Genomic DNA, 23,259 nt, shown 5'->3' with positions numbered 1-23,259 from the left:
CCTTTATAAGTAATACTCAGAATTGCGTTTAGCATTTCTGCCGTTAACAATACTAGTAAGCGCATCGTTATTGACATCGAATTCAACTTTAACAGTTTTCATGTTCGGTGATGTTTCAATAGAATGTGTGTGTTGTACTTGCGCATTTATATTTCCACCTAAATTACTTAAGTTTCCTGTAATACTAGAAATGTCAGGTGCGTTTAATGTAGGTTGAAATGCATCAACTACTTTATCTGCAACATTAGAAACATTACGGATAACTTTACTTGAATGATTATCTATACCTTTAACGAAACCTAGCATTGAATACATACCAACATCCATGAATTCACGTGAAGGTGAGTGAATACCTAGCGCTCTTTTGGCTGCATTTAAAGCACCTTTTGCTACACTAGCTGCTTTTTCAGCTAAGTCTCTAGCCATATTACCAATACCTCTCATCAAACCACGGATCATATCAGCACCTGCTGATACAAAGTCATCCACAAAGCTTTTAACTTTATTTACTGCATTTGTCATACCTTGACTAACTTTGTTTACAACATTAACGAATCCTTGAATAACTCTATTAACAAAGTTAATTAGCGTACTTGTTATAGTAGATACCCATTGCATACCTTTAGTGACAATGAAGTTCCAAGCTTGAGACATTTTGTCTGATATAGTTGATACAACTTGTGTGAATATGCTTACAACTTTATTCCAAATTGTCGTTAATATACTAGATAAGAAACTCCAAATCGTATTCCATATATTAGAAATAAAACTCCATGCCGCTTGTAACGCAGTAGATATAGCTGTAGTGATAGAGTTCCAAACCTTAGTTGCCACAGTAACTATAGTGTTCCACAACGTTTGTAAGAACGTCCAAATAGCGTTCCAAATTGTCATTGCGATAGTCATAATTGTGGTAAATACTGTAGTTATTACAGTGACTAACAAATTCCAAATCGTAGTAGCGATTGTAATTATCGTGTTCCAGATTGTACTTAAGAATGTCCAAATAGCTGTCCATATCGTCATAACTATTGTCATTATCGTCGTGAAAACAGTTGTGATGATTGTAACTAAAAGGTTCCATACCGTTGTTGCAATAGCGATAATTCCATTCCATAACCCTTGCAAATAAGCAACTATTTGATTCCAAATAATCATTATAAAATTGTATACATTTGATACTGCTGTAGTGATAGCTTTTAAAATAGCATTCCATACAACCGAAGCTACAGTTTTCAACACATTCCAAACTGTAACCATAAATGTTTTTATCGCATTCCAAGCATTTATAATAAAGTTTCTGAATCCTTCATTTTTATTCCACAATAAAACGAATATAGCTATTAAAGCAGCGATTACACCAATTACTATTGTTATTGGACCACCTAAAATACCAAACACAGTTACTAGTCCTGTGATAGCATTTCTAATTAATCCAATCTTACCGAATAACAATTGGAATATAACTGATATAATTTTTAATGGTCCTTTTAATAACATGAACGCACCTTTTAAAATTGTTAATCCCGCTCTTAATAAACCGAACTTACTTACTAACGCAATGATTCTACCTATTAATCCGCCACCCATAAAGTTAGATACAGCAAGAATAATCGGTATTAAAAATCTAAATGCACCAACTAAAGTTATAATGACGCCAACTAATTGTGCTGTAGCCGGATGCGCCTCAAACAAGTTAGCTATCCAACCAGTTATTGCTACTGCAACGCGTAATACTGCACTAGCTATAGGAGCCATCGCTGTTGCGAATGCAACTAATCCTCTTGCAATGTTCCCAATTAATTGCATTATTAGTGGTCCATTTGTTTGTATATAACTGACAAAGTCTTTGAACCCTTGAGATTGTCCTACTTGTTCAGACCATTCCCTAAATTTAGCTGTCATCTGTTCGAGAGACTGGAATATACCAGTTGACGATCCACTAAATGCATTCATCAAATTGTTAATTCCAGCGAAAACATTTTTAAAAATATTACCAATGATAGGTAAATTTGTTTTTGTGTATTCAATAAAACGAGTAATCGAATTTTCTCCAGCTGCACTATTAGCCCAGTTAGAGAAAGATTGACCTAATCTATCCAACCAATCAGCCGACCATTGAAACAGTGGTGCTAATTGTGTGAATACATTGACTAAACCGTCACCGAAACCGCCTGCAGCACTTAATAGCTTGTTAAATACCGAAACACCAGTTGTATTCATCATGTTGAAGAACCTTGATGCTACACCGCTATTTTGAGCCCATTTAAGTACACTTTGAGACGCCTCTTCCATTCCTCTTGAAATACCACTAAAAAATGGTTGTAAGCTCTGCATTGCAGTTTTAACAGTATTTAAACCATTTGCAAGAGTTGTGAAGATAGCGGATTGATTTTGCTTTATAATATCAGTCCATGCTGACTTTACGCCATCTAACGCTTTTTTGTATTCGTTTGTTGCTGAGCTAGCTTGTAAAGTGCCATCATTAAGCATCTTTATAGCGCTGATAGCCATTGCGCCAAATGCTACAAAGCCAGCGCCGGCTATTGCTACCGCACCACCTAAAGCAAGTACACCGCCAGTTAACACTTTGATAGCGTTTAATAGCGCAAATACTACAGGTACTACGCTCGCTATTACAGGTATTAAGATACTAAAAGATGATGTAAGTAATCCACCAACCATATTAGAACCTACAGTGCCGAACACACGAAACATATTAGCTAAATTCCCCATCTGTCTTTGGAAATTGTCGTTTGCTTTTATTATGTAGGCATAAGCTTTCTTTAAACCATTAGTATCGACATCTACCTTTGTTGTTTTTTTGTTTGGCAATGCGTCTAATGATTTTTTAAACGCATAAATAGTTGGTATAGAAAGCCCTGTATCTACATCTAGTCGAGATCTAGTTTTGTTCGGAATACTTTTAAGCTCTTCTTTAGTGCGTTTGATTTTAGAATTAGCAACACTGTTGTCTACATCTAAAATAGCTTTGGCTTTAGACCTATTTAACGCTTCAAGACTAGCTTTAGATACTTTTAACACTCGATTAAATTTACTGTTATCAGCATTGACGTCAATATTGACACGTTTCTTTTCCAGTTCGGATAACTTAGCTTCTGTTTCAATGATATCTTTAATTAACTTTTGTTTTTCTAACTTAACTTCTGGTGTAACTTCTTTTGAATCTAATTGATTTAATTCAAAACTTGCTTCTAATACTTTTTGTTTCAGATCTTCTATTTTAGCATCTAATTTAGCTTTTGCTTTTTCATTACCGAACGAATCTAAAGTCTTCTTAGCAACCTTGATAGTTTTTTGTAATTTTTTATCATTAGCACTTAATTCAACATCTTTAGTCTTATCAGCTGTACGCTTGTATTTTTGCACTGCCTTAACCGCACTATCAATTTGCCTTTTGAATTTGGCTACACTAGCTTCAATAGTCGCTTTAATTTTATATTCCGTCACATTAACACCTCTCTTTCTATTGCTTATTAAATTCTGCTATAACTTTAAAGAATTCATTATTTTGTGGTTCGTATTCATCACGTTCGCTACTAAATCTTATATCTTTACCTTCGTTAAGCCGTTGGATATTTTCTTCATAAGGCAATACGTCGTTTGCATTGTTAAAAACATATTCCTCTTTAGGTTTATTTTCTGTCCCAACATTTTTAGTAGCTGCAGCATCACGAATAGCAAACGCAAGTTTGTAACGTTCGAATTCTTGGGTTAGCATTTCATACTCTTTCGCATACATTCGATAGTTATATTCTGTTAATGTCATTTGCTCAATAACGTTCAAATCTGTAATACCAAGTGTTGACATACAAGTTATAACGATTCTGTCGTAAGTTATTAGGCTTCCGCTGGTTTTTCTTCCGTTTCCACTACTTCGACTAGGTTTCGGGTCATAGGTCGCTTTCCCAACTCCGTTAAAATATCCGAACCGAATTCTTCTAGTCCGATATTTTCTGCGATTTCATCTAATGCTTCATCAATGTTGTTAATAGTAATTGCTTGTTTTTTTAAGTGAGATGTAGCTGCGATTAAAACTTCGCCAATCACAACCGGATTTCCACTTTCTAAACCTACAGGCAACATTGATACACCTTGACCGATAGAAGCTTGTTCAACTTTTAAACCTAATCGGTTATCGATTTCTCTTAAAAATTTAAAACCAAAACTTAATTCTAATGACTTTCCGTTAATTTCTACATTCATAACTTAAAATCTCCATTCATAATTAATTTAAACAAAATAAAAAGGGCTTAACGCCCTATTTTTATACCTCTCTTGGTGCAACCGGTGGTGAATCTACTTTAGGTTGTGGAATTGCTGTTAAATCTTCGCCAGTTAATGCATCTGCTTTTGTAGTGTCGTGGAATCTGTATCCAGTCGCCTTAAGTTTCTTTGTTACAGCCTCAGGTAGTGTTGCAAATCCACGTTGGAAACGACCATTCACTCCATATTCATATTCATATTCATCAATACCGTTAGCTTCTGCTTTTAATTCAAATTTATTGTGGAAACCTTGGAAATATTTCGCTTTAAATTTAGCGGAATCCCCATTTTTGCCTGGTATTCTACTTTCAACTTCCCAAGCTTCATACAATACGCGATCTACAACTGCATCTTCAATTTCATCTGCAAAATCGTCACCATAAAACATTTTAGCAGTACCAGACATTGTTGACTCAACAGAACCACCAGTGTTATAAGAACCGTCCATTGTATCCTCTGTATCTGTATCAGCTTCATGTGATAAGCCGTATTCAGTTAAAAAAAGCATTTTAGTAGCATCTACTTTTTCGCCAGCTTTTCTAAATAAAATAATACGATCATTACTATTTTTCATATTTGCCATTCAATATTCCTCCGTTTTTTAAAATGTTTTGTAAGATATCGTTACTGATGTGTGTAGCAATTCTTGATTGGTAGTATCATCAACTAACTGTGTGATGTTAGTATCATCTTCTTCAAAGTCATAATCGTTTGTTTTAACGCTAGGTGTTAAATCATCAATACATCTTTTAACAAGTCCGTCATGATGTCCTAAATCATCACTTACACTCCAAATATCAATAACTAAATTCGTGTCACCAGAATAACTATCAAACGTGTATTTACTTCTGTTTGACTCCGGCATTTTTATTACAAAAAAAGGATACGGAACCTCTTGTTGCATCTCTTTACGAGAAATAACAGGGAATCCATATCCTTGTAGCGTTTCAAACGCATTATTATAAAGTTGTAAGTTTGGTGTCATGCTTTTATCTCCTATTCAAACAACGCTTTCAACTCTTCTACAGTCGATTTTCTTATTACCTCATATACTGGCCACATAAAAGGTTCTGCCTCCATGTATCGAGTACCAAACTCTAAGAAACCACTATAAGCTGCATGCGATGTGATAGTGTATTGCAAATCGCCAGTTTTTTTATATCTGATATTGCGTGATAAATTACCAGTCCAATAACCCTTATTCATTACTTCTCTAGCTTTCAATTTAGCTCGTACTACATATTCTTTGGCGTTTTCCTGTAAAATATCATCAACATCATCATCAATGTTGGTTTTCATATCGTGAAATTGGTTTAACAACGCATCTAACCCATCTATATTCATTAGTTGACCTCTTCGATATAATATGACGTTTCGTGTCTGTATATCCTTGTATCAACTATCTTGTAGCGAATGCCATTAACCAACACGTGGCTAACAGGGTAAGATATTGATTCTTTTATCCTCAGGACACTTACATCGTTTTTTACATCGCCAAATTCAAGTTGCTTTCTTGCTCTAGAAATAGGATTAATATTGCATGGTATCGCATCATAAGTGATTAGCGTGTTTTCTTTTTTGCTAGTTTTAGGATTGTAAGTTGCTACTTGTTCTAATTGAAAAATAGCTCTATCTTCGTATCTCAAAAGAACACAGCCCTTCCTTTTTTAGTTCTCGTTCTAGCATTAAAGTAATTATCAATAATAGCTTCATACTCCTTGAAATCGTTCAATTCATACGCATTGCTACGTCCGTCAACCGCTTCTGATGTCATACCTTCAGCACCAATCCTGTTGTAGCGTTTAACTGCAACTTCTTTAATCATGTAACTAAACCTTTCCGGTATTTGTTCAACTTCAATAGGTAACATTGATAACAACTGGCTTTCACAACTTTTTATAATTTCCTCTAATTGTTCATCTTGCTTTTCATCTTTAAGACCAATACGTTTTTTTACATCAGCTAGCGTAGTCATATAACCACCTACTCTAGCGACTCAAAAGCGTTGATAATTTCAGCTTTTGTTTGTTTTTCATCAACTTGTAAGCCAGCAACACTTGCTATTTCGACAAGTTCTTTTTTGGTTAATTTGTCATTTACAATGTAAATCATTTGTTCGTTGCGTTTATTTTCAACACTAGCTAAAGCTTTGATACGTTCATCTGTAGGATCATAACCTTTGCGAGGGTAGACATGCCCTTTCATATAGACATGTCTGTTATCTTCTAAATCTGTAAAATCTACTTTAACAATTCCAATGATTTCGGGCATGTTACCACTCCTAATTATTTATTAAACTTCTCCTGGATTTGAAGATGGTTTTGCATCAGCAGGAACTAACTTAGCAAACGCTTTATCATCAGCGATATGCAATGCTACATGCATAGTTGCACGTAATGCCACCATGTCTTGTTCAAACAAGTTTACAGGTGTTCCATCTTCATTTTTGACTGTAGATAATTGTGCAGTTTCATCGATTTTGTATTCAATTAATTGAGGGATACCGTAAATCAACTTATCGAAATCACCAGTGATTAATTCACCACGTTTTAAGTTACTTGATTTAAGATTAACCACAGGTAAACCGTCTAATGAATCACTGTTACGGTCATAAATACGTTCTTTCGTTTCAGGATCTACAATTTTACGTAACAAGCTTCTGTTTTGTGTTTTTGAGATAAACGCATTTGCTTCTAATTCGTCATCTTCAAGTAATGCCTCTAAATCAATAATGTTATCTTGTGTGAAGTCACCTTTAATAACCTTATTAGTTTTTTCAATTGATTGTGCAATTGATTTACCGAATGGATTGTTACCTTGATTCAAAATACCCGCTTCATCAAACTTTTTATAGAATGCTTCAGCAATCATAGGCTTCATTTCTTCAAAGAATTGTGAATAAGTGTAATTCAAAAATTCTTTTGTTACAGGTAAGATAACCCCTAATTTAAACGCTCTCATAGTAGCATTAACCCATGTAGCTTTAGATGTTTCGATTTTTTGACCTTCACCTACCCAGTAAGCACCTGGTTTATCAGCCCAAAAAGTAAACTTCTTCTCAGTACCTTCCATTGGTTCGTACTTACCTAATTGCATAATTTTAGAGTTTTCCATAACCTCTTGTAAGATAGGCGTTGTGAATTCATTCATCAACGTGCCATCTTTCTTTTCGTGCATCATTACATTATCAGGGTTAAATACTTGCGGTTTAACATTGTTACTCGCAAAATGTTGCAAATTTAATTTTAATTTTTGTGTTTGTTCCATTTAAATGCCTCCGTTAATTTTTAATAATTCTTTTTTGTCTAGCTATTTCAGCTAAGTTTTGCGGTTTATTTTTAGTCGAGTGATTAAATGAATCTCCACCAGTCAATGGCGATTGTCTAGCGTTAATCTTAACCGCTTCATTAACCGCTTTTTTTACTGCATTAGAAAAAGCTTCAACATTCAATTTAGTTTGTTCAGCAGTATCTGTTACAACTAAATTAACAACCTCATCTGATGAATCAACTTCCGCTTCGCTTAACATTTTCCTTGCTTCTGAACGCATTTCATTTAATTGTTTTTCTGAGCGTAATTGCTCCAGCTCTTTTTCCATTTGTTCGCGTTCATATTCAGCGATTTGATCTTTGTTCATTTTTGCTAATCGTTTAGCTTCATCAACAGCTTCTTGTTTCTCTTTTTCTTTCTGCTTCATACGACGACTTAATTCTTCTTTAAGACGCTTGTTATATTCTTCTTGTAGTCTTTTTTCGATTTCTTCTTCTGAATTAGTCTTTTTGTCTTGTTTGTCTTTGCCTTCATCATCGTTGTTATCTTTTGATTTTCCATTATCTCCATCTGATTCTTCAGCAAAAAACTGTAATTTGAGTTTTAACTTCTCTTGGATATCCATAGTTTTTACACCTCATTTATTTACTCTTGATTAGTTTTAAGCCATACATGGTTCGGGCTATTACACTTGCACCTTTTATTGTCATAAGCATGGTTTGGACATAAAAAATAGCCAACACAATTAAGTGCTAGCTACTGAAGTTTAATTTCCATATTACTACCTGTTAATTCAGTAAAAAGTTTTCCCAAACTTTCTTCTAATTTTTGATTGTTATCTTCAATCATCTCATTCCGCTTTTGTAACTCTTTACGTATACCTTTCAACTCTCTTGCTATGTCTCTAAGGTATTTGTCAGTATTACTCATATTAGTATCCTCCAAACACTCAATTTACTATCATACAAAGCTAACTTACCTTTAAAAATCTTTACTTTTAAATCAATCACCGCTTTTCACTTTCCCTCCGAAGTATTTTGTTTTTCGTTTCTTGCTTGGTTTTTGCGGCCACATAGATTTAGGTAGTAAAGCGCAATCTGAACGACAATTGATATGCATAGGGTAGAAATTAACACCAATTTTAGCGTCTTTAACTTTGAATATTTCTCCATTAAGCCCTTTGCATACTTTAGTTGTTCTATTATCGATTTTTGCAATATACATATAATATCCTTCCGGTGAAATTTCTTTCATGCTGTCAATACTTGATTGTGCGTGAACACGTGCCGATTCCGTATAAAGCAATGATTTAATTGCTGCAGTCTTTTGTCTTGCTGTGCCTTCGAATTTGTTTAGGTGCTTGCGCATATCTTTAACATATTCATTAGGATGTCGACCTCTAATAACCACATTAGCAATTATTTCTTCTACTTCTTGTTTCATCGCTTCAGTATTAGTCCATAATCGCTCTGACCAAACGACACCATGAAATTGTGTATCAACGATTGTATCTATAACTTCTTTAGCTACTTGTACACCTTCACCTAAAATACCCGCTTGATCACTGAACACACGATAAGCTGTTGATTCGAAATATTCCCTCATCGATAATTCTGTTTGAGCTGTTGCATAAGCAATTAAGAATTCTATTTGAATCTTTAACATCTGTTCTCTAGATACATACATCTTAGTGTTATACTTCTTTAATTCTTCATTTGCTCTATCGCTAAAGTCCTTGTTTTCGACCAATCTTTTTGCTTCTTCTTGAAACGCTTTTACATCGAACTCATCAATAATCTTTTGTGCTTCTTGTAATGTAACGCCTGCAAAATCTCCGTACTTAACAATAAACGCATTGATTTCTTTTTCAATGCGCTTAATCATCATATTCAATATACGTTCTATTTCTTCAGCTTTAGTTTTATCACGCTTCAACTCATTCTCGATTGCTTTGCGTCCGCGTTCTTCCCAATATTCTTGAGTGTTTTTGTTAGGCAATTACAATCATTCCTTTTTATCAACAGTATCTTTTGTATCATCATCTTGTTCGTCATCATTGATATCTCTAGGGTCTTTATAAATACCTTTTTGAGCTTTTTTAATAGATTCTTTCTCATCTTCTTCTATTTTCTTGACTTCCAATTCAGGGTCTTGGAAGAACGAGAATAGAGACATTAAAGTTGTTTGACTAATCTTCCCGCCAGAATCAATATAAGCTTTTAATTCTTCGATTAATGATTTAGGTAAGTTTCTGTTGTATACGTATCTAACAGTATTGAAATCTTTGTTAGCGTCAATCGACCGTGTATTTTTAAGTATTGTCTCTAACAACTTAGCACGACGTCTTAACCCTTTAGTAAACAATCCTTCTTTAGTTTTAGTACGTTGTTCTAATCCGAACAATTTATATTTCATTGCCTCGCCCGATTGAGTGCCACTAAAGTTATCATCTTTCATGTTAGGCGTGTTGGTAAACATGTGTATATCACTGTTCAAACGGTCTTTATAAGCTTCGGTACCTTGTACATCGTATTGCTTATAAATATAACCGCCGTCAACTGAACCTTCTGTTTCGATACCTGTATCCCTATTCTCATAAACGGTTGGCTCTAAAAATAACACGTTAGCTTCTTTTTGTTTTTTTACTTCATCTGGATCTAATGATAAGTTACCTTTAATCAATAACATAGCGTCGTTTAAATCACTCATATAGTTAGCAGTATCTGATTCTGCATTATCATACAAATCAATCAAAGTGATTACTTTCTCATAATCTCCTTTTCTTCTTTCGTTGTTGCTAAATTCTGTAATAGGCATACGTTCGAAAGAGTGTGATTCAAAACCGTTTTCACGTGGTGTGAGCTTCAATCCATTTGTTCTACTGGTAAGATATCTATAAACACCGTGAGAAGTAAATAAATCAACTGTAAACACTTCATCTTCGTCAGTCTTGTCTATTGGTTTAGTTCTTAAATATCTAACGCCTGCGATACTATTACGTTCAATTGTATTGTCGTATATGACAAAAGTACTCATTGCATCACTCTTGTATAAACGCGTTTCATCATCTTGGTTTCTAATCATTAACTCATAAGCTTTGCCATAAATTGACAAATCTAATCCTAAAGATCTATTGTGTGACTCAACATCATTTAAATCATTGAACGCCTCAATAGCTTCTAATACATCTTTGTCATCATCTTGATATTGAATTGGATTACCCAAGAAATAGCCGTTGATAAAATCGCTAATATAAGATGCGTAATCATGCGCTACACGGTTATCTGCCATGTACTCTTCTTTGCGTCGTGTTAACTCAACTAAGTTCTTAGTTTTACCTTCGTAATAATCACTTAACACTTTCAATCTAGGTCGTTGGTAATCCATGTGATGTTCAATGTATTTACTTACTTCATTAACGTTTTTTAATAAATCGGATTCCGTCCCGTCATATGTGTAAACAACATTGGCTTCATCATTAAATAAGTAATTTATGTTTCCCCGTAGATCTGTATCTGTTTCAAATTCGTTTACTTTTAACATTTGTTCCCTCCTATAATCCTAGAGATTTTATTGTGTCAACTTTTGAACTGACATTTGTGCGTTTTCTAACCGGTCTGTAGAATCGTTCCACTGAATAACGCAACGAATCGATACAATGATTGTATGTATCTACTGGTTCATTGGTATATTCACCTGTATCTTTGTCCTTTTGCCATGTGTAGTTGTCAAACTCTTCAATAGTCTTGAAACAACGTTCATCAACAATGATTTCAAATTGCATTAAGAATTGTAACCCTTGTACAACCGAGCCCTTCCCTTTTTTGGTTGGTAAAATCCTTTTCAGCCCTAGATTCCTTAATTCAGCTATACTTTTTTGTTCTGCACTATCTGCTGTAATTTCTTCTTTAGCATAACCAAGTTGCTTTATGACATTAGCTATTTCATCATTCAGCATACCTTGTTTAACATACTCTTCAATGATGTATAACTTCTTTTTCTTTACATCTATTTTAGAATGTATAAAAGCACTAGGATCATTAACGTATCCAAAGTCCAATCCAAAATAAGAAGGTAAATGTCTTAACTCATCTTTATTTATTAAACGTTTTTCATACTTAGGGAAAACCAATTTGTCTAGTGTAGCAAATTCACCTAACGCATAAATTTTGTAATATGCTGGATTACGATTTGCTAACAACTCTAAGTTTTGTCGTGTCATTTCATCAAGAAACTTATTATCTCGATAACTAGATTGTCTAATCATGACATTTTCCATTGGTTCACCATGTTCAAAGAAATACTTATAAACCCAATTCAGTTTAGATACTGGGTTAAACATCAAAAATATTTGCTTATTCACGTGTTTACGCTCCCTCAAACGCAACGTTAATTGCGTGTAATCATTTAGTGTGAATTCAGACGCTTCTTCCATGACTATGTCTGATATGCCTTTTATCGACTTTATTTTCTCTGGGTTATCTAATCCTTTAAACAAAAAAACTGCGCCGTTTGGCAATTCAACTTTGTTATCAGTCTTATTCCAAAGGCACATGTCCCAAATACCGAAGTTTATCAAACAATCTTTGACATCTTCGAATAAACTATCTTTAATTGTTGATTGGACTTTTCTAAGCCATAGTATACGCCTAGGATATTTCCAGTCTTGCAATGCTTTAAGTACAACTTTTTGTATAACGCCGTGAGACTTACCGCTCGAACCTCCACCGTAATGTACTTCAGTGAAGTTATCGTAATTGGTTAGTATTTCGAATATGTTTCTGTTGAAAACATTAGATGGTTTGTTAAAGTTTAATTTAACTTTCGTCATCGTACTCACCAATATTAATCTCAATATTCTTCTGAGTAATTTCTTTTTTATCGATATACGCACCATGTACTTTTAGTATGTGATCAATAGATCTCTGACGCTCTTCAAAAGTTGGTGTGATTGTGTAAGTAACCTCTTTTTCCACTTCATCGTTTAAATGGTCATATTTCTTACTGTAAGCCTCTTGAGGTTCTCCTCTAGCAATAGAAGCAGATAACGCTAAAGCTTCTGTAATACTCATTAAACGCTCTTCTTGTATCTGTTCTAATCGTTCTTTAATATATTCCGAAACATTAACATTTCTTAACAATCGACTTGCTAAAGACTCTGCTGTTTTCTTACTATAACCTGCTGAAATTGCTGCTTTTTTACCATTACATCCATTCATTATATATTCATCTGCGAATCTCTTTTGTTTTTCGTTCATTTCATTTACCACCAACTCTCGCGCTATACGCTTTTTAAAATTAAAAAAGGATTGGCTATAATCAGCCAACCCACATAGATCCTTTATTCCTAATTGCGATAAGGGAAACGCAGTAAGATAATCAATATCCTACACTATCATAATATCTCATTTTAGGTATCAAAAACTGCCACTTTACTGCCAATTTCACTCTTCCCCTAACTCTTCCGCCAATCTAGATATGATTTTCCTTTTGATTCTATGAGCAGTTCTATCAGAAATGTGTATGTCATCACAAACTTTCACTAACTCCTTTTTATTAAAATAATACTCTTGAATGAACTCGCGTTCTTTCCTACTTGATGTGTTGATTATACGTTCAATTGCACTCTTAAACTCGAGGATTTTACCTCTTCGTATACTACAAAGATAATTAGTTACTGCCATTTCTGTTTTCGATGTATTAGACGGTACAAATTCCCCGCCTATATTTGTATCTGTTGGAATCCATGGTGTCATTATTTCACTTCTTAAATCTTCGAGTTGCTTATGATAATTAGGATAATCACACAACTCATCTTCTAACTTTCGAACTGTTGATAATTTTAATCCGTATTTCTTTTTAGTCATGAATACCCTCCGTACAAATATGTTTAATCTTCAAAGTGTCTCAATCTACTTCTTAATATCTCTATCTCCCGCTCTTTAACTTTCACATCGCCTTTTAACTGTTCAGCTTGCAACATCACACCAAACAATAAGATGACTAGTAATATAATTGCTATGACTAACCACATCATCTACTCTGTCACCTCCGCCCTCATCAAATCAGACTGATCGCTCAACTTTGCGAAGTCACTCGGCGCCTCTACATCATCATTAGCCGTCATCATAATATATACTTGCTCCGTTACATACTTACCTAGCTCATACATTGCTAGTAAGAATATTAGTCTTAATATTTGTTTAATCATCATTGTCATCTCCTGTATCAATCAAAAAAAGTACCTGTCTCAACATACTCTTTAACTGTTGTTCATTTAGACTGGCTAACATAGGGCTGTAAAATTCACTATCTTCATCTTTAACAGTTTTAATAAAACAGCCTTCAATCTCAGCTTTTTCTTCTGGCGTTCCATTTTTATACGTCTTAAATACCTCGGTGTGCTTTTCTGGTAATTTCATTTTAGGTGTATTAAACATTATTATCTCCCCTCTTTAATGATTTTATTTCTTTTCGAACAAAGAACCTAATACTTCTTCACTAGGTCTTTCGAATAAGGTCACTTTAGAATTATTAGTGTAGTAAACAATAGGTGTATTTTGTGACTCATATTTCTCTTTCGCTTCTTCTTTACTCTCTGCCTCAACAACTGTAAACCTTTGATTGCTTTTAGCTCGAGTTATGTGTGTATGCTTGCGTCCTGTTGAATCTTTGAATGTTGTGACTAAGTATTGCGTCACTTCCCCAAAACCTCCTTGACTCGATCTAAGATGTCTTTACACTCCGCTACTTCCGAAGCCTTTTGCTCCACGTTCTGAAACACTCTCGAATTCCTCCACTTGCTTTAGTTCAGGTGTCCATATAGGCACGATAACCAATTGAGCTAGTTTGTCGCCTTTATATATTTCGTAATAATCATTTATAGTAAAAGGTTTTTTCTTAGCATTATTTACAAAAGAATTTTCCATTTCTCCTTGTATATCAAAACACTGTTCGTTAGTTGTTAAATATACTTGTGCATCATTCTTGATATTAATCCCCAAATTACCATGATATCCCGCGTCTATCTTGCCTGTTTCAATCACTAAATGCGTTTTACTACTTACACCACTACGGCTAGTTAATAGTCCGACATAGCCCTCTGGTATGCTTACAGCTACATCTGTTTTGATCACTGCCTTTTCTTGTGGCTCAAGTACGACAGTTTCAGCTGAGAATATGTCATAACCTGCATCCGTCTTATGATTTCGTTCTGGCATTCTAGCATTTTCTGATAATAGTTTTACTTGTAATGTGTTAGTCACTTTCCTGCTCCTCCTCATATTTATAGACCACTTGCCCCGTCATAATCCCTACTGCTTCATCAAGACCAATATCTTCTTTGAGTGCATCTTGCATAGCATTAGGTAAACCCTCAAGTATTTCATCAAACGCTTGCGCTTTCTTATACACGTCCTCAATCTCTTTTAGCAATCCCTCTGTGTCATTACCGTTATACGCACTAGCACTGATAACTGACTGTTCAATTTGTTCACGATTATTCATCATTTCCATCTCCTCTAAAATAAAGTTAGTTGCTTCTGTTCCTCGTATTCCAAACCATGTTGCTTTATATATGTTTCGAGCTCTTCGGTTGTATCAAATGTCTTTTTAATGCCTTGCCAACCTGGAACAATATGCCCGTGAAAGTAATAAGCGCCATTTACTACATGGATATGTGCCACTCGTTCGTTATCCTGATACAGATATCTCTTAGATCCGAAAAATTGATTTAAGTATTCTTTGCGTGCGTTATCTGTCATAGTCATCACTCCTTTTAACAATTAGGTAGACCAAACGACATGCATTCATCATATAGCTCTTCGTTCCTTATGCTTGTCTTATAGTTTTCAATCACATTGCTAACTTCTTTATGACTCATTGCTTTAACTTGTTCGTCTGTATATTTTTCGCAGTCTTCCAATTCCAATTGCTCCTGTAATGACATTACGTAATCAACTTGTTTTTGCGTTGCCATCGTTACCCCTCCCACAAATCAAATGCTCTATCGACATAAAACTTCGCTTTTGCCATATCCTCATGACCATTCTTTAATGGTGCTCTAGATAGATATTTGATTGCATTACCTATTGCGAATGCTAATTGTGGTGGGTACTGCGCTGTTACTTGTTCGATAAAATCTATAATTTCAATGTCGCCGTATGTGTAATGTGCTGGTTGCTTAACATTGTCTTGCGTTTTGTTCATATCTACTTTTCTGTTACTGATTATGCTCATTATGCTTCACTCCACTTCTTGAACATTTGGTTATAAGTGACATCGAACCAGTACGGATCACGTGAATTTTTTTGAGGCAAATTAAACAAATGTGGCTTCTTTCTTCTTAGCTCGGCCTCTTTGCGTCGTTGCCTAGCCATTGCGCGTTCTTTGCTCTCTCGTTCCATAATTTTGGATAACACGATTTCTTTATACTCAGCTAGGCGCATGCCATAAGGTGCGTTTAAGGCTTCTAACAACGCCCAGCCACCTCGTACTCTTTTCGCAACCATTCCTGGAGTTAAACCGTTCTTTTTTATCAATTCATTTTCATGTTCGGTAAATTTATATGGTTTACCGTTAATCTTTACGATACTCATTTATTCCACCTCTATATATGCATGTCTTATTGTTATGTTGTCATACTTTAGTAATTCATCCGGATTGTCATCTAAGCGCTTTGCTAGCATATCTTTTTCATCATCCACATCATCGAAATGATGATATTCAACTTCTGTAGGTATTCTTATATCAATCGTTGCATTTATATATGCTTGTTGTTGCATTAAATCACTTCATTTCTCTTTTTCTTTTACGTCTGACTTTCACTAAGTCCTCATATACCATCCATTCTTGACCTGTGTATTTAGGCGCTTTACATATCCACGTTAAATTCACATCTCTATACTGATATCTGAATATCTTCGCTTTGATGTTGGCAACTTCAGTCGCCTTACCTTTAACGTCTATAACTTCAACCAGTTTCCCTTCCTTCCACAAAGAGAAATCGGCTATATACGTAATCGGTCTTTGTTTCCCGAATTTAGGTTGTAATTCAAATTTCGGTTGTATTTCGATACGATCATAGTTAGTGCCATTCATATTACTTTCTAAATATTGGTAATATTCGCACTCTACTTTGCTATCAAATACAATCCCCTTATACTCAACTTTCTTAGCGTTGTATTTACTCATCGTCCACCTCTAAATATCAAATATCGTTGCCTGCAAACCTAACTGATGCTCATAAAAAAGCCCGTGAGCGCCTTTAAATCGTTTTAGGTCACTATCAGTCATAATTTTCTTTTCGTCGCTGAAATGGGCTCCTGTGAGCGAATAAACTTCATTTTCGTTGTCTTTATACTTGATGACTTTGATATCTTCCGTGCCATCTTCTCGGTATAAGTAATATTTTTCTTTCGGCATTTTTAACACTCCTTAATATTCGACGATAGCGGGACGTGTATGACGTTCTGCAAGTTTTTGGATAAATAGGTCATATAACTTATTTTCATCGCCCTGTGCCTCGTCTATGAGTTTCTGAGCGTACATATCTGAACACTCAAGTTTAGTTTTTAAAAATTCTTTGGTAATCATAGTTTTAAACCTCTAGTCCTGTAATCTTGACCGTCCATCTTGATTAGTGTTGTATTGCTCATGATTCTGCTGAATATACGTTGCAAGTCTTTGTTTTTTGTCATTTCTTTTTCGTCTAAGTTGGTAGTAAAGATATTGTGTTTGCCTATTCTACTTTCGATAAGCTCAAACATCTTACTAGTAGCGAATTCATTCATGTTGATACCGTAGTCATCGAATACCATTAAATCGACATCACTTATAATTTGAGCCAATTCCTGTTCGGTCATAGCAGTTTGGTTGTTATAAGTATTTTTTATCGTTGATATCAATTGAGGTACGTTCATATATAGCACTGTGTAACCTTTAGCTTTAACTGATTTAACAATGCTCATTGATAGGTGTGATTTACCTGTACCGAATGAGCCTTGAATTAGTAGCGATTGTTTATTGTCTAACGTGAAATTGTTTGCATAACGTTCGCATAAGTTTTTTGCATACTCTAGTTGGTTGTTAGTTGGATTGTAATTATCAAACGTTGCTTTCGTTAGATCTTCGTTCATTATCGATTGTTTGAATATGCGTTCTGCTTTTCTCCGTCTGTTTCTCTTGTGATAGTTTTCGGTTGATTGTTTGGCGTACTTTATCATTTCGCAGTCACAACCATGTTTGAATTCTGAACCGTCATCAAATTTGTAATAGTCATACTTACGTCCGCAGTTCTCACATTTCAAATCAAACGCTTGTTCAATGATTTGTTTTTTTAAAGTTGGTTTCTTTGCTAAGTTCTGGAATGACTCCACTTTCTCACTCCTTTAAAACGGTAAATTTTCTATACTTGATTGCGATGCACGCTGGAATGCATCTACATATTGATTAGATTCGTTATTAATTTTCGCTGTTTGGTTTTTATAATTATCAAAGTTTCCACTAAATAACGTTTTAGGACGCAAATACTCATCCATTTTCGGATTACCTTTCCATTGAGCAGTCATGTTATCAATTACTGTAAAGAAATCTTCTTTTGAATTATCTTCATTAAATCTAGCTTGTATCAGTTTTTGATTAGCTTTAGATTTATGACTAAACTTCTTGCCAGTCTTTTCGTTTAGATAATCAATAATCTCTTTATATGGGATGCGTGTCGGGTTGCCCGACAATATATCTATTCTATTTATATTGTTATTACTTGTATTATTAATACTTGTAATATTCTCTTTGACATTTGCGTCAATAGGGGTATTGACAGAATTATCAATAGGGGTATTGATTTTTGCGTCAATAGGTATTGACGTTTGCGTCAAGGGGTACATCTTCCTTTGTTTAACTTCATTACCTTCTTTGATAATTTCGATTTTTAGATAACCAAAGTTGGTAAGGTTCGAAATTCTACGAGATATAGTTTCCTTAACAACGTTATATAAAGTTGCAAAGTAACCATTACTTGCTGTGCAGTATCCGTATTTGTTACTTAAAGATGTTATTTCTGCAAAAAGTAACTTTTCGCTGTCAGTAAGTCGGTTATCGTATCTGACATTTGCTGTAATTATTGAGTAGTAACTTGGTTGGTCAGTCATGTTGATTCTCCTTTCTGGTATAATTTTGTTATCGCTACTGCGTTAGATTGGGGGTGAATAATTATGGATCCTATTTTAGGTAAAGGTATTGATAAAATTATTCAAGGTACTGCAGATGGACCTATCAAAACATTAAATTCTACTTGGGATTTAATTTTTGGTGGATATCATAACTGGGTTGCTAAAATACAATATAAACGAGAATTAGACTTGACTGACTTTAAAGCTAATATTGAATCTAAGGTAAAAAAGATACCTGATAATAATCTACAAGAACCTGAACTTTCAATAATTGGACCCGCTATTGAAAGTTCTAAATTTTATATTAGCGAAAGAGTAATAAGAGATCTTTTCTCTAATTTAATTGCATCTGCAATGGACAATCGCAAAACAAATGACGTACATCACTCTTTTGTTGAGCTTATTAAACAAATGTCACCTAAAGATGCAATATTGTTTAAATTTCTATGCAATCAAAAAGTTATTCCGGCTGTAAGATACAAATATATACGAGACAATAGTAAGGCAGGCGACTTTTTGTCAGATAGTATTATTTCTAATTCACCAATCGATTTAAATTCAACAGAAATTTCATTAAATAATTTAGAAAGAATTGGTTTATTAAAAATTGACATAGGTCTAAATTCTTATACTAATGAAAATCTTTATGAAAGTTTTGATGATCCCAAAATAATCAATAATTATATTCAAAAATATGAAAAAGAAACTTACAAAAAAGTTCGTGATGTTTTTAATATGATTAATCATTTTGGTATAGAAAATATATCTCGTTACTATAATTTATCTATCAATGAAGTTTATACAATTGTAAAACCTGCCTGTATTGAGTATGACAAGGGGTACATTGAAATTACCTCTTTTGGCAAAGCATTTGCCAAATGTTGTTTTTAATATCTAGAAAATGGTTTTCCTACAGCTTTTTTATAATTTCTAACATTCCTAATCTCTTCCGCCAAGATGACGATTAGGAGTGCTATTTTTATTACTCTTAGTCTATTCATTCATTTTTCTCTCCTTTCAACATTTTGTTTAATCTTCCATCAACTTTTAGCCACGAGTCATGCAAGTGATATTTATCATCAAACGACTTAACGCCCATCGCATGTTGCTGGTTGTGATGTTCGCGACATAACGCTAATACATGTTTGTCATAGTGATTCATCTTGTTTCTGTTCATGCCTCTGCCGACTGCTTCATAATGTGCCAGGTCTGCGTGAGGCTTTCCGCATATTACACAGTTGCGGTTGATTGTAGCCCAATACAATAGTGCTTTATCTTCACTTAACAACTTGCTTGTTTCTATGCTCATAGGTATTTGATGATGAAACATAAACGCTATAATCAGTTCTATTAACTCCCTTGCAACTTTCATAGAACAGTCGCGCAGACTGATTTCTTCATAACCTTTCATAATTTCCAATTCTGTTTGTAATAATTTTCTAATTGATTCCACCGGTTCTCCCCAGTGAAGTTCTATATCTCTACACATTGCGAATATTTTTTTGCGTTGTTCTATAGATAGTTTTTTATTATCCGGAACCTCTACTTCTGCTTTTAGTGGATATCCGTTTTCTAGTAAGTCAATGTGACTTTGTTCAAGTTCAACACCAGTAGCAACGACGGAATAAGTGCCGTCATTGTCTTTCTGGTATCTTGTAATGTATTGCATTTAAACCACACCTTAAAACGCTAAATCTTGGTCGTCATATCCAAATTGGCCACTGCTTTCAAATGGATTGCTTTGTTGAGACATTGATGTTTGTTGTTGTGCCCCGTTATTTTCTTCAGCTTTTTGCTTATCTGTCTTCGGAATAGGTTTGTTAACAACATCATCGCCCTTTTTGTAAGGTTTAATAAATGAAAAATCCGTAAAATACTTACCTTCATCTTCATTGAATTTCCATTTCAATACCAAGTGACAAAACTTACCAATAAGATCATTGGTATCAAAATCTAAGCTAGGAAGATTTAACTTAATACCTAATCGAGTAACTAATTCAATCAATTGTTTTTCTTGGAAATCATATTTATACGGCGGTACAAATTGATTATGTTTATATTGTTTGCCTTCATCATTTTCAAATACGATTGTGAAATATCTATTTTCTCTATCATTGAATTCAATATTTTTAACTTTCACTGTGAATTCTCCAGCTTGAAACCCTGCTGAGCCGTTATAAAACTTTTCTTGATTTGTTTCTTTAGTAAATTGCGCTTGTCCTGTGATTTTCATAATTAAATACCGTCCTTTTTAGTTTTTTTATTAGTTTCCATTTCTGATTGCTTGTACTACGTCGTTAATACTTGGATTAATGAAACGTTTGTTGTTAATTTTAATGTTGCTTGAGTGTCTTATCTTTGTCTCGAATAAGTTTGATGGTTCAGCGTTAAGAACATATTGATAAGCTTTTTCGCCGTCTTGCTCATGTTCTTCTATTGTCATTCTTGCTAACACATCAGATTGACTGATGACCGCTTTTTTTATTTGATCTTGTGCCTCTATCGTGATTGTTGGATTGATAGTGCTACCCTCATCATCTTTGTCTTTGTTAATTCCCTCGTGTCCACTTATAGCAAGATGGAATTGATAATGTTCTTGTAATTTAGAAATATAACGATAAATACTTACAATGCGTGTAGCACACTCGCCCCAATCATTAAATGTTGGTTTCTTTAATTTTCCGTCCATGATGTCGTCCATAGTGATATCACGTAGCTTTTGGATTGTTTCAATCACTACAACATCAATTTGTTTTCCGTTTTCTCTGAGTTGTTCAATAATTTTAGGTAACATCTTAATCACTGCACTAAAATGCTTGTAATTCTTAATCTGCACAACTGCCCCATCTTCTGTTACCGTTGTTCCGTCCTCATTTATATCTAGTACTAAGGCGTTGTTATCTTTTGTTAAAAACGTAGTTTTACCAGTCCCGAACTTGCCGTATATCGCAAATTTATAAAACTTGTTTGCATTTTGTTTGCTGATGTCTTTTACACCTAGTTGCGTTAAGATATCGACATCTTGATTAGTTTTTTCAGTCATGTTCTACCTCCTCGTACTCAATAGTTTCTGTCACTGTTTTCTTGATTGCTTTGTGATAATCCATATTGATACTCGCTTCTTCCATACCGTTAAACTCCCTAGCTCTATTTCTATTTGTGGAGTAACTAACATCTGAATTGTTATCAGTTGGTTTGTTAGTTATATAAATTGGCATATCCCTATGACGGATGATATAAGTTACAGTCTGATTCATAGCGACCTCCTACCATCTCATGACTAAGTTAATTAGTCTGTCCTGTTCGTCTGTGTTCTCTTCAATCCATTCATCTATTGCTTGGTTGAATAATTCTGATGCCATATCTAAGTCATTCTCATCTACGACATAAACATGTTTAATTGGTACGTTGTTCATATCTTTAACTTGTATTGATATGCCCATATGACCTTTTAAAATGAATAGCTTAAAATCGAATCCGTTAACATGAATATTTTTGCGTATGATTTCGCCTATTTCGTAATACATCTTGACTTCCTCCTTTTTTCGTTTTATATTGAACACGAATTAATTTTGTTAATCGTTTGTCACTGTTACTTGTTGGCGCAAGTAGCAGTTTTTTTATTCTCCATAAAAGTATTCCTTATAAAATATGAATGTCGCTATACTTGCGAATCCCGCGATTGACCATGCTGTAGTGAAGTACAGCAATGGCATAAGCACAATTGCTAAGACTGTGAAGCATAGTACTGCTACTAGGTAGCTTTTATAAATGTTACTCATTTTCTTTTTTCTCCTCTTTGGTTGTTTCATCGTTTATCAAACCTTGCATTTCCATTAATTTTTGAGGTATACCAGCTTTTAACTGGATTTCGTATAACATTTGTTGAATGTGTGGTGGCACTTCTACCATTCCTTTCGTGTATAATTTAGTTATCTCCTAGTGAAAGGAGGTGATAAGTATGGAATTTAATGATTTTCAAAATTTCTTTGGTGAACTTAGTAATCAAGCCGAAAAAGAATTCGGTGGTGACAGTGACTTTTTTAGAGATAGAATAAATAAGTTGAAAGAAGATGCTCCTGAAAACGTATCTTACGAAATTATTTATTCAATAGCTTTATACGAAAGCTTAAAAGCTCAACAAGATATGAAAATTTTGAATACAGTTAAATATCTTTTAAATCGTGACTAGCAATATCCAACAATGATTTGCTCTGAGCATTATTAATTTTTGGATAATCAAAATTTCTAAGTTTAAATCTTGTGTTTTTCTCAATCTTCCAAACCTTCCAAGTCGCAACTGCCATTGTGATGAGGAAGGTTGTTTTGTATAGTGTGTTCATTTGTTTATGCTCCTTTCGTGTATAATGTTGTTTAAGAGGTGCATTGCTCGGGTTATAGTACTTTAAATTCAACACCGTCTATTTGAACGAACAGATTATCTAAGTCAGGTATTTTCTTTTTATATAAATCAAACCTTGATTTGATATCTGCTAATAAATAATGTTCCAAATTCCCAATTGATAATAGT

Annotated in this window: 41 protein-coding genes and 1 pseudogene; 2 read left to right on the top strand and 40 right to left on the bottom strand. The window is 34.2% G+C overall.

The window, feature by feature from the left end; translation table 11 throughout:
* Nucleotides 1-3: 3 nt before the first annotated feature.
* The 33 genes and pseudogenes from IDG64_RS03855 to IDG64_RS03695 form a co-directional block, all read right to left on the bottom strand.
* Nucleotides 4-3,471 carry a phage tail family protein gene (locus tag IDG64_RS03855; RefSeq protein ID WP_206171281.1) on the bottom strand — a complete coding sequence of 1,156 codons (3,468 nt, stop codon included), beginning with the start codon at nt 3,469-3,471 and terminating at the stop codon, nt 4-6.
* A 16-nt stretch (nt 3,472-3,487) separates the two neighbouring features.
* Entirely contained in the window at nt 3,488-3,832 is a 345-nt protein-coding gene (locus IDG64_RS03850) for a hypothetical protein (RefSeq protein WP_000105584.1), read from the bottom strand.
* 29 nt (nt 3,833-3,861) lie between these two features.
* Nucleotides 3,862-4,227, bottom strand: coding sequence for a tail assembly chaperone (locus tag IDG64_RS03845; protein ID WP_001100163.1), 366 nt, complete (start codon nt 4,225-4,227; stop codon nt 3,862-3,864).
* Nucleotides 4,228-4,288: 61 nt separating this feature from the next.
* Entirely contained in the window at nt 4,289-4,870 is a 582-nt protein-coding gene (locus tag IDG64_RS03840) for a phage major tail protein, TP901-1 family (RefSeq protein ID WP_000002583.1), read from the bottom strand.
* 18 nt (nt 4,871-4,888) lie between these two features.
* Nucleotides 4,889-5,272 (bottom strand): hypothetical protein, encoded by a 384-nt coding sequence (locus tag IDG64_RS03835; RefSeq protein ID WP_015990319.1) that lies wholly within the window; start codon nt 5,270-5,272, stop codon nt 4,889-4,891.
* An 11-nt stretch (nt 5,273-5,283) separates the two neighbouring features.
* Nucleotides 5,284-5,631, bottom strand: a complete 348-nt coding sequence (locus IDG64_RS03830) for an HK97-gp10 family putative phage morphogenesis protein (RefSeq protein WP_001017815.1) — start codon at nt 5,629-5,631, stop codon at nt 5,284-5,286.
* Nucleotides 5,631-5,933, bottom strand: a complete 303-nt coding sequence (locus IDG64_RS03825; protein WP_031793847.1) for a hypothetical protein — start codon at nt 5,931-5,933, stop codon at nt 5,631-5,633. The genes IDG64_RS03830 and IDG64_RS03825 overlap by 1 nt, the downstream gene beginning before the upstream one ends.
* Nucleotides 5,930-6,262 (bottom strand): phage head-tail connector protein, encoded by a 333-nt coding sequence (locus tag IDG64_RS03820; protein WP_000208960.1) that lies wholly within the window; start codon nt 6,260-6,262, stop codon nt 5,930-5,932. Before IDG64_RS03820 ends, IDG64_RS03825 begins: the two co-directional genes overlap by 4 nt.
* 8 nt (nt 6,263-6,270) lie before the next feature.
* Complete coding sequence (locus tag IDG64_RS03815) at nt 6,271-6,558, bottom strand: hypothetical protein (protein ID WP_001114085.1); 288 nt, start codon at nt 6,556-6,558, stop codon at nt 6,271-6,273.
* Between the two features lie 21 nt (nt 6,559-6,579).
* Nucleotides 6,580-7,554, bottom strand: coding sequence for a phage major capsid protein (locus IDG64_RS03810; RefSeq protein ID WP_031866019.1), 975 nt, complete (start codon nt 7,552-7,554; stop codon nt 6,580-6,582).
* Between the two features lie 13 nt (nt 7,555-7,567).
* Nucleotides 7,568-8,182 carry a DUF4355 domain-containing protein gene (locus IDG64_RS03805; protein ID WP_000354305.1) on the bottom strand — a complete coding sequence of 205 codons (615 nt, stop codon included), beginning with the start codon at nt 8,180-8,182 and terminating at the stop codon, nt 7,568-7,570.
* A gap of 218 nt (nt 8,183-8,400) precedes the next feature.
* Nucleotides 8,401-8,487: pseudogene (locus tag IDG64_RS15135) on the bottom strand (hypothetical protein); the annotation flags it as partial.
* Between the two features lie 72 nt (nt 8,488-8,559).
* Nucleotides 8,560-9,555, bottom strand: coding sequence for a minor capsid protein (locus tag IDG64_RS03795; RefSeq protein ID WP_048668249.1), 996 nt, complete (start codon nt 9,553-9,555; stop codon nt 8,560-8,562).
* A 6-nt stretch (nt 9,556-9,561) separates the two neighbouring features.
* The gene (locus IDG64_RS03790) at nt 9,562-11,100 is read right to left on the bottom strand and encodes a phage portal protein (protein ID WP_000921875.1); all 1,539 of its coding nucleotides are present in this window, start codon (nt 11,098-11,100) and stop codon (nt 9,562-9,564) included.
* A 10-nt stretch (nt 11,101-11,110) separates the two neighbouring features.
* Nucleotides 11,111-12,388, bottom strand: a complete 1,278-nt coding sequence (locus IDG64_RS03785) for a PBSX family phage terminase large subunit (RefSeq protein ID WP_000169946.1) — start codon at nt 12,386-12,388, stop codon at nt 11,111-11,113.
* Entirely contained in the window at nt 12,375-12,815 is a 441-nt protein-coding gene (locus IDG64_RS03780) for a terminase small subunit (protein WP_001003271.1), read from the bottom strand. Before IDG64_RS03780 ends, IDG64_RS03785 begins: the two co-directional genes overlap by 14 nt.
* 186 nt (nt 12,816-13,001) lie before the next feature.
* A complete protein-coding gene (locus tag IDG64_RS03775) occupies nt 13,002-13,424 on the bottom strand; it encodes a RinA family phage transcriptional activator (RefSeq protein ID WP_000162696.1) in 423 nt (140 codons plus the stop codon).
* 23 nt (nt 13,425-13,447) lie between these two features.
* Complete coding sequence (locus IDG64_RS03770; RefSeq protein WP_000990005.1) at nt 13,448-13,594, bottom strand: hypothetical protein; 147 nt, start codon at nt 13,592-13,594, stop codon at nt 13,448-13,450.
* Nucleotides 13,595-13,768 (bottom strand): transcriptional activator RinB, encoded by a 174-nt coding sequence (gene rinB / locus IDG64_RS03765; RefSeq protein WP_029549364.1) that lies wholly within the window; start codon nt 13,766-13,768, stop codon nt 13,595-13,597. It abuts the gene before it with no gap.
* Nucleotides 13,761-13,997 (bottom strand): DUF7366 family protein, encoded by a 237-nt coding sequence (locus IDG64_RS03760; protein ID WP_000483477.1) that lies wholly within the window; start codon nt 13,995-13,997, stop codon nt 13,761-13,763. The genes rinB and IDG64_RS03760 overlap by 8 nt, the downstream gene beginning before the upstream one ends.
* 24 nt (nt 13,998-14,021) lie before the next feature.
* Nucleotides 14,022-14,258, bottom strand: coding sequence for a DUF1381 domain-containing protein (locus IDG64_RS03755; protein ID WP_000195831.1), 237 nt, complete (start codon nt 14,256-14,258; stop codon nt 14,022-14,024).
* A gap of 36 nt (nt 14,259-14,294) precedes the next feature.
* Nucleotides 14,295-14,822: a dUTP diphosphatase gene (locus IDG64_RS03750; protein ID WP_000185638.1), complete on the bottom strand. Its 528-nt coding sequence runs from the start codon at nt 14,820-14,822 to the stop codon at nt 14,295-14,297.
* Nucleotides 14,815-15,063 (bottom strand): type II toxin-antitoxin system toxin HigB, encoded by a 249-nt coding sequence (gene higB / locus IDG64_RS03745; protein ID WP_001065065.1) that lies wholly within the window; start codon nt 15,061-15,063, stop codon nt 14,815-14,817. The genes IDG64_RS03750 and higB overlap by 8 nt, the downstream gene beginning before the upstream one ends.
* A 14-nt stretch (nt 15,064-15,077) precedes the next feature.
* Nucleotides 15,078-15,326 carry a phi PVL orf 51-like protein gene (locus IDG64_RS03740; protein WP_111053404.1) on the bottom strand — a complete coding sequence of 83 codons (249 nt, stop codon included), beginning with the start codon at nt 15,324-15,326 and terminating at the stop codon, nt 15,078-15,080.
* An 8-nt stretch (nt 15,327-15,334) separates the two neighbouring features.
* The gene (locus tag IDG64_RS03735; protein ID WP_031837453.1) at nt 15,335-15,535 is read right to left on the bottom strand and encodes a hypothetical protein; all 201 of its coding nucleotides are present in this window, start codon (nt 15,533-15,535) and stop codon (nt 15,335-15,337) included.
* 2 nt (nt 15,536-15,537) lie between these two features.
* Nucleotides 15,538-15,795, bottom strand: coding sequence for a DUF3310 domain-containing protein (locus tag IDG64_RS03730; protein WP_001566730.1), 258 nt, complete (start codon nt 15,793-15,795; stop codon nt 15,538-15,540).
* Nucleotides 15,795-16,154 (bottom strand): SA1788 family PVL leukocidin-associated protein, encoded by a 360-nt coding sequence (locus IDG64_RS03725; protein WP_206171280.1) that lies wholly within the window; start codon nt 16,152-16,154, stop codon nt 15,795-15,797. Before IDG64_RS03725 ends, IDG64_RS03730 begins: the two co-directional genes overlap by 1 nt.
* Nucleotides 16,155-16,340 carry a DUF3113 family protein gene (locus tag IDG64_RS03720; RefSeq protein WP_001187234.1) on the bottom strand — a complete coding sequence of 62 codons (186 nt, stop codon included), beginning with the start codon at nt 16,338-16,340 and terminating at the stop codon, nt 16,155-16,157. It lies immediately after the preceding gene.
* A gap of 4 nt (nt 16,341-16,344) precedes the next feature.
* A complete protein-coding gene (locus IDG64_RS03715; RefSeq protein ID WP_000049798.1) occupies nt 16,345-16,749 on the bottom strand; it encodes a DUF1064 domain-containing protein in 405 nt (134 codons plus the stop codon).
* A 9-nt stretch (nt 16,750-16,758) separates the two neighbouring features.
* Nucleotides 16,759-16,980, bottom strand: a complete 222-nt coding sequence (locus IDG64_RS03710) for a DUF3269 family protein (protein ID WP_054193484.1) — start codon at nt 16,978-16,980, stop codon at nt 16,759-16,761.
* Nucleotides 16,981-16,992: 12 nt separating this feature from the next.
* The gene (locus IDG64_RS03705) at nt 16,993-17,151 is read right to left on the bottom strand and encodes a hypothetical protein (protein WP_000628833.1); all 159 of its coding nucleotides are present in this window, start codon (nt 17,149-17,151) and stop codon (nt 16,993-16,995) included.
* Entirely contained in the window at nt 17,148-17,933 is a 786-nt protein-coding gene (locus IDG64_RS03700; protein ID WP_103147028.1) for an ATP-binding protein, read from the bottom strand. Before IDG64_RS03700 ends, IDG64_RS03705 begins: the two co-directional genes overlap by 4 nt.
* A 12-nt stretch (nt 17,934-17,945) precedes the next feature.
* A complete protein-coding gene (locus IDG64_RS03695; protein ID WP_000132053.1) occupies nt 17,946-18,707 on the bottom strand; it encodes a conserved phage C-terminal domain-containing protein in 762 nt (253 codons plus the stop codon).
* Between the two features lie 63 nt (nt 18,708-18,770).
* On the opposite strand from IDG64_RS03695, the gene IDG64_RS03690 reads away from it, so the two are divergent.
* Complete coding sequence (locus IDG64_RS03690) at nt 18,771-19,619, top strand: DUF4393 domain-containing protein (RefSeq protein ID WP_103147027.1); 849 nt, start codon at nt 18,771-18,773, stop codon at nt 19,617-19,619.
* A gap of 106 nt (nt 19,620-19,725) precedes the next feature.
* Here IDG64_RS03690 and IDG64_RS03685 read toward each other — a convergent pair whose 3' ends face one another.
* The 7 genes from IDG64_RS03685 to IDG64_RS15480 form a co-directional block, all read right to left on the bottom strand.
* Nucleotides 19,726-20,397 (bottom strand): putative HNHc nuclease, encoded by a 672-nt coding sequence (locus IDG64_RS03685; protein ID WP_136817907.1) that lies wholly within the window; start codon nt 20,395-20,397, stop codon nt 19,726-19,728.
* A 12-nt stretch (nt 20,398-20,409) separates the two neighbouring features.
* Nucleotides 20,410-20,961 carry a single-stranded DNA-binding protein gene (locus IDG64_RS03680; protein WP_000704705.1) on the bottom strand — a complete coding sequence of 184 codons (552 nt, stop codon included), beginning with the start codon at nt 20,959-20,961 and terminating at the stop codon, nt 20,410-20,412.
* Nucleotides 20,962-20,991: 30 nt separating this feature from the next.
* Nucleotides 20,992-21,771 (bottom strand): ATP-binding protein, encoded by a 780-nt coding sequence (locus IDG64_RS03675; protein ID WP_000137070.1) that lies wholly within the window; start codon nt 21,769-21,771, stop codon nt 20,992-20,994.
* Nucleotides 21,764-21,985, bottom strand: a complete 222-nt coding sequence (locus IDG64_RS03670) for a DUF2483 family protein (RefSeq protein WP_001077280.1) — start codon at nt 21,983-21,985, stop codon at nt 21,764-21,766. The genes IDG64_RS03675 and IDG64_RS03670 overlap by 8 nt, the downstream gene beginning before the upstream one ends.
* Before the next feature lie 9 nt (nt 21,986-21,994).
* On the bottom strand, nt 21,995-22,255 hold the full coding sequence (locus IDG64_RS03665) for a DUF1108 family protein (RefSeq protein WP_094969595.1): 261 nt from the start codon (nt 22,253-22,255) through the stop codon (nt 21,995-21,997).
* Between the two features lie 93 nt (nt 22,256-22,348).
* Nucleotides 22,349-22,510: a DUF1270 family protein gene (locus tag IDG64_RS03660; protein ID WP_000066026.1), complete on the bottom strand. Its 162-nt coding sequence runs from the start codon at nt 22,508-22,510 to the stop codon at nt 22,349-22,351.
* Entirely contained in the window at nt 22,503-22,631 is a 129-nt protein-coding gene (locus IDG64_RS15480; protein WP_001559112.1) for a hypothetical protein, read from the bottom strand. Before IDG64_RS15480 ends, IDG64_RS03660 begins: the two co-directional genes overlap by 8 nt.
* 58 nt (nt 22,632-22,689) lie before the next feature.
* On the opposite strand from IDG64_RS15480, the gene IDG64_RS03655 reads away from it, so the two are divergent.
* Nucleotides 22,690-22,920, top strand: coding sequence for a hypothetical protein (locus IDG64_RS03655; RefSeq protein ID WP_000395457.1), 231 nt, complete (start codon nt 22,690-22,692; stop codon nt 22,918-22,920).
* Nucleotides 22,921-23,259: the final 339 nt, after the last annotated feature.

It is taken from the genome of Staphylococcus sp. EG-SA-15, from assembly GCF_017151895.1.
Taxonomy (GTDB): domain Bacteria; phylum Bacillota; class Bacilli; order Staphylococcales; family Staphylococcaceae; genus Staphylococcus; species Staphylococcus aureus.
The sequence above is the reverse complement of the archived record's forward strand: the minus strand, read 5'-3'. Positions and strand labels throughout refer to the sequence as shown.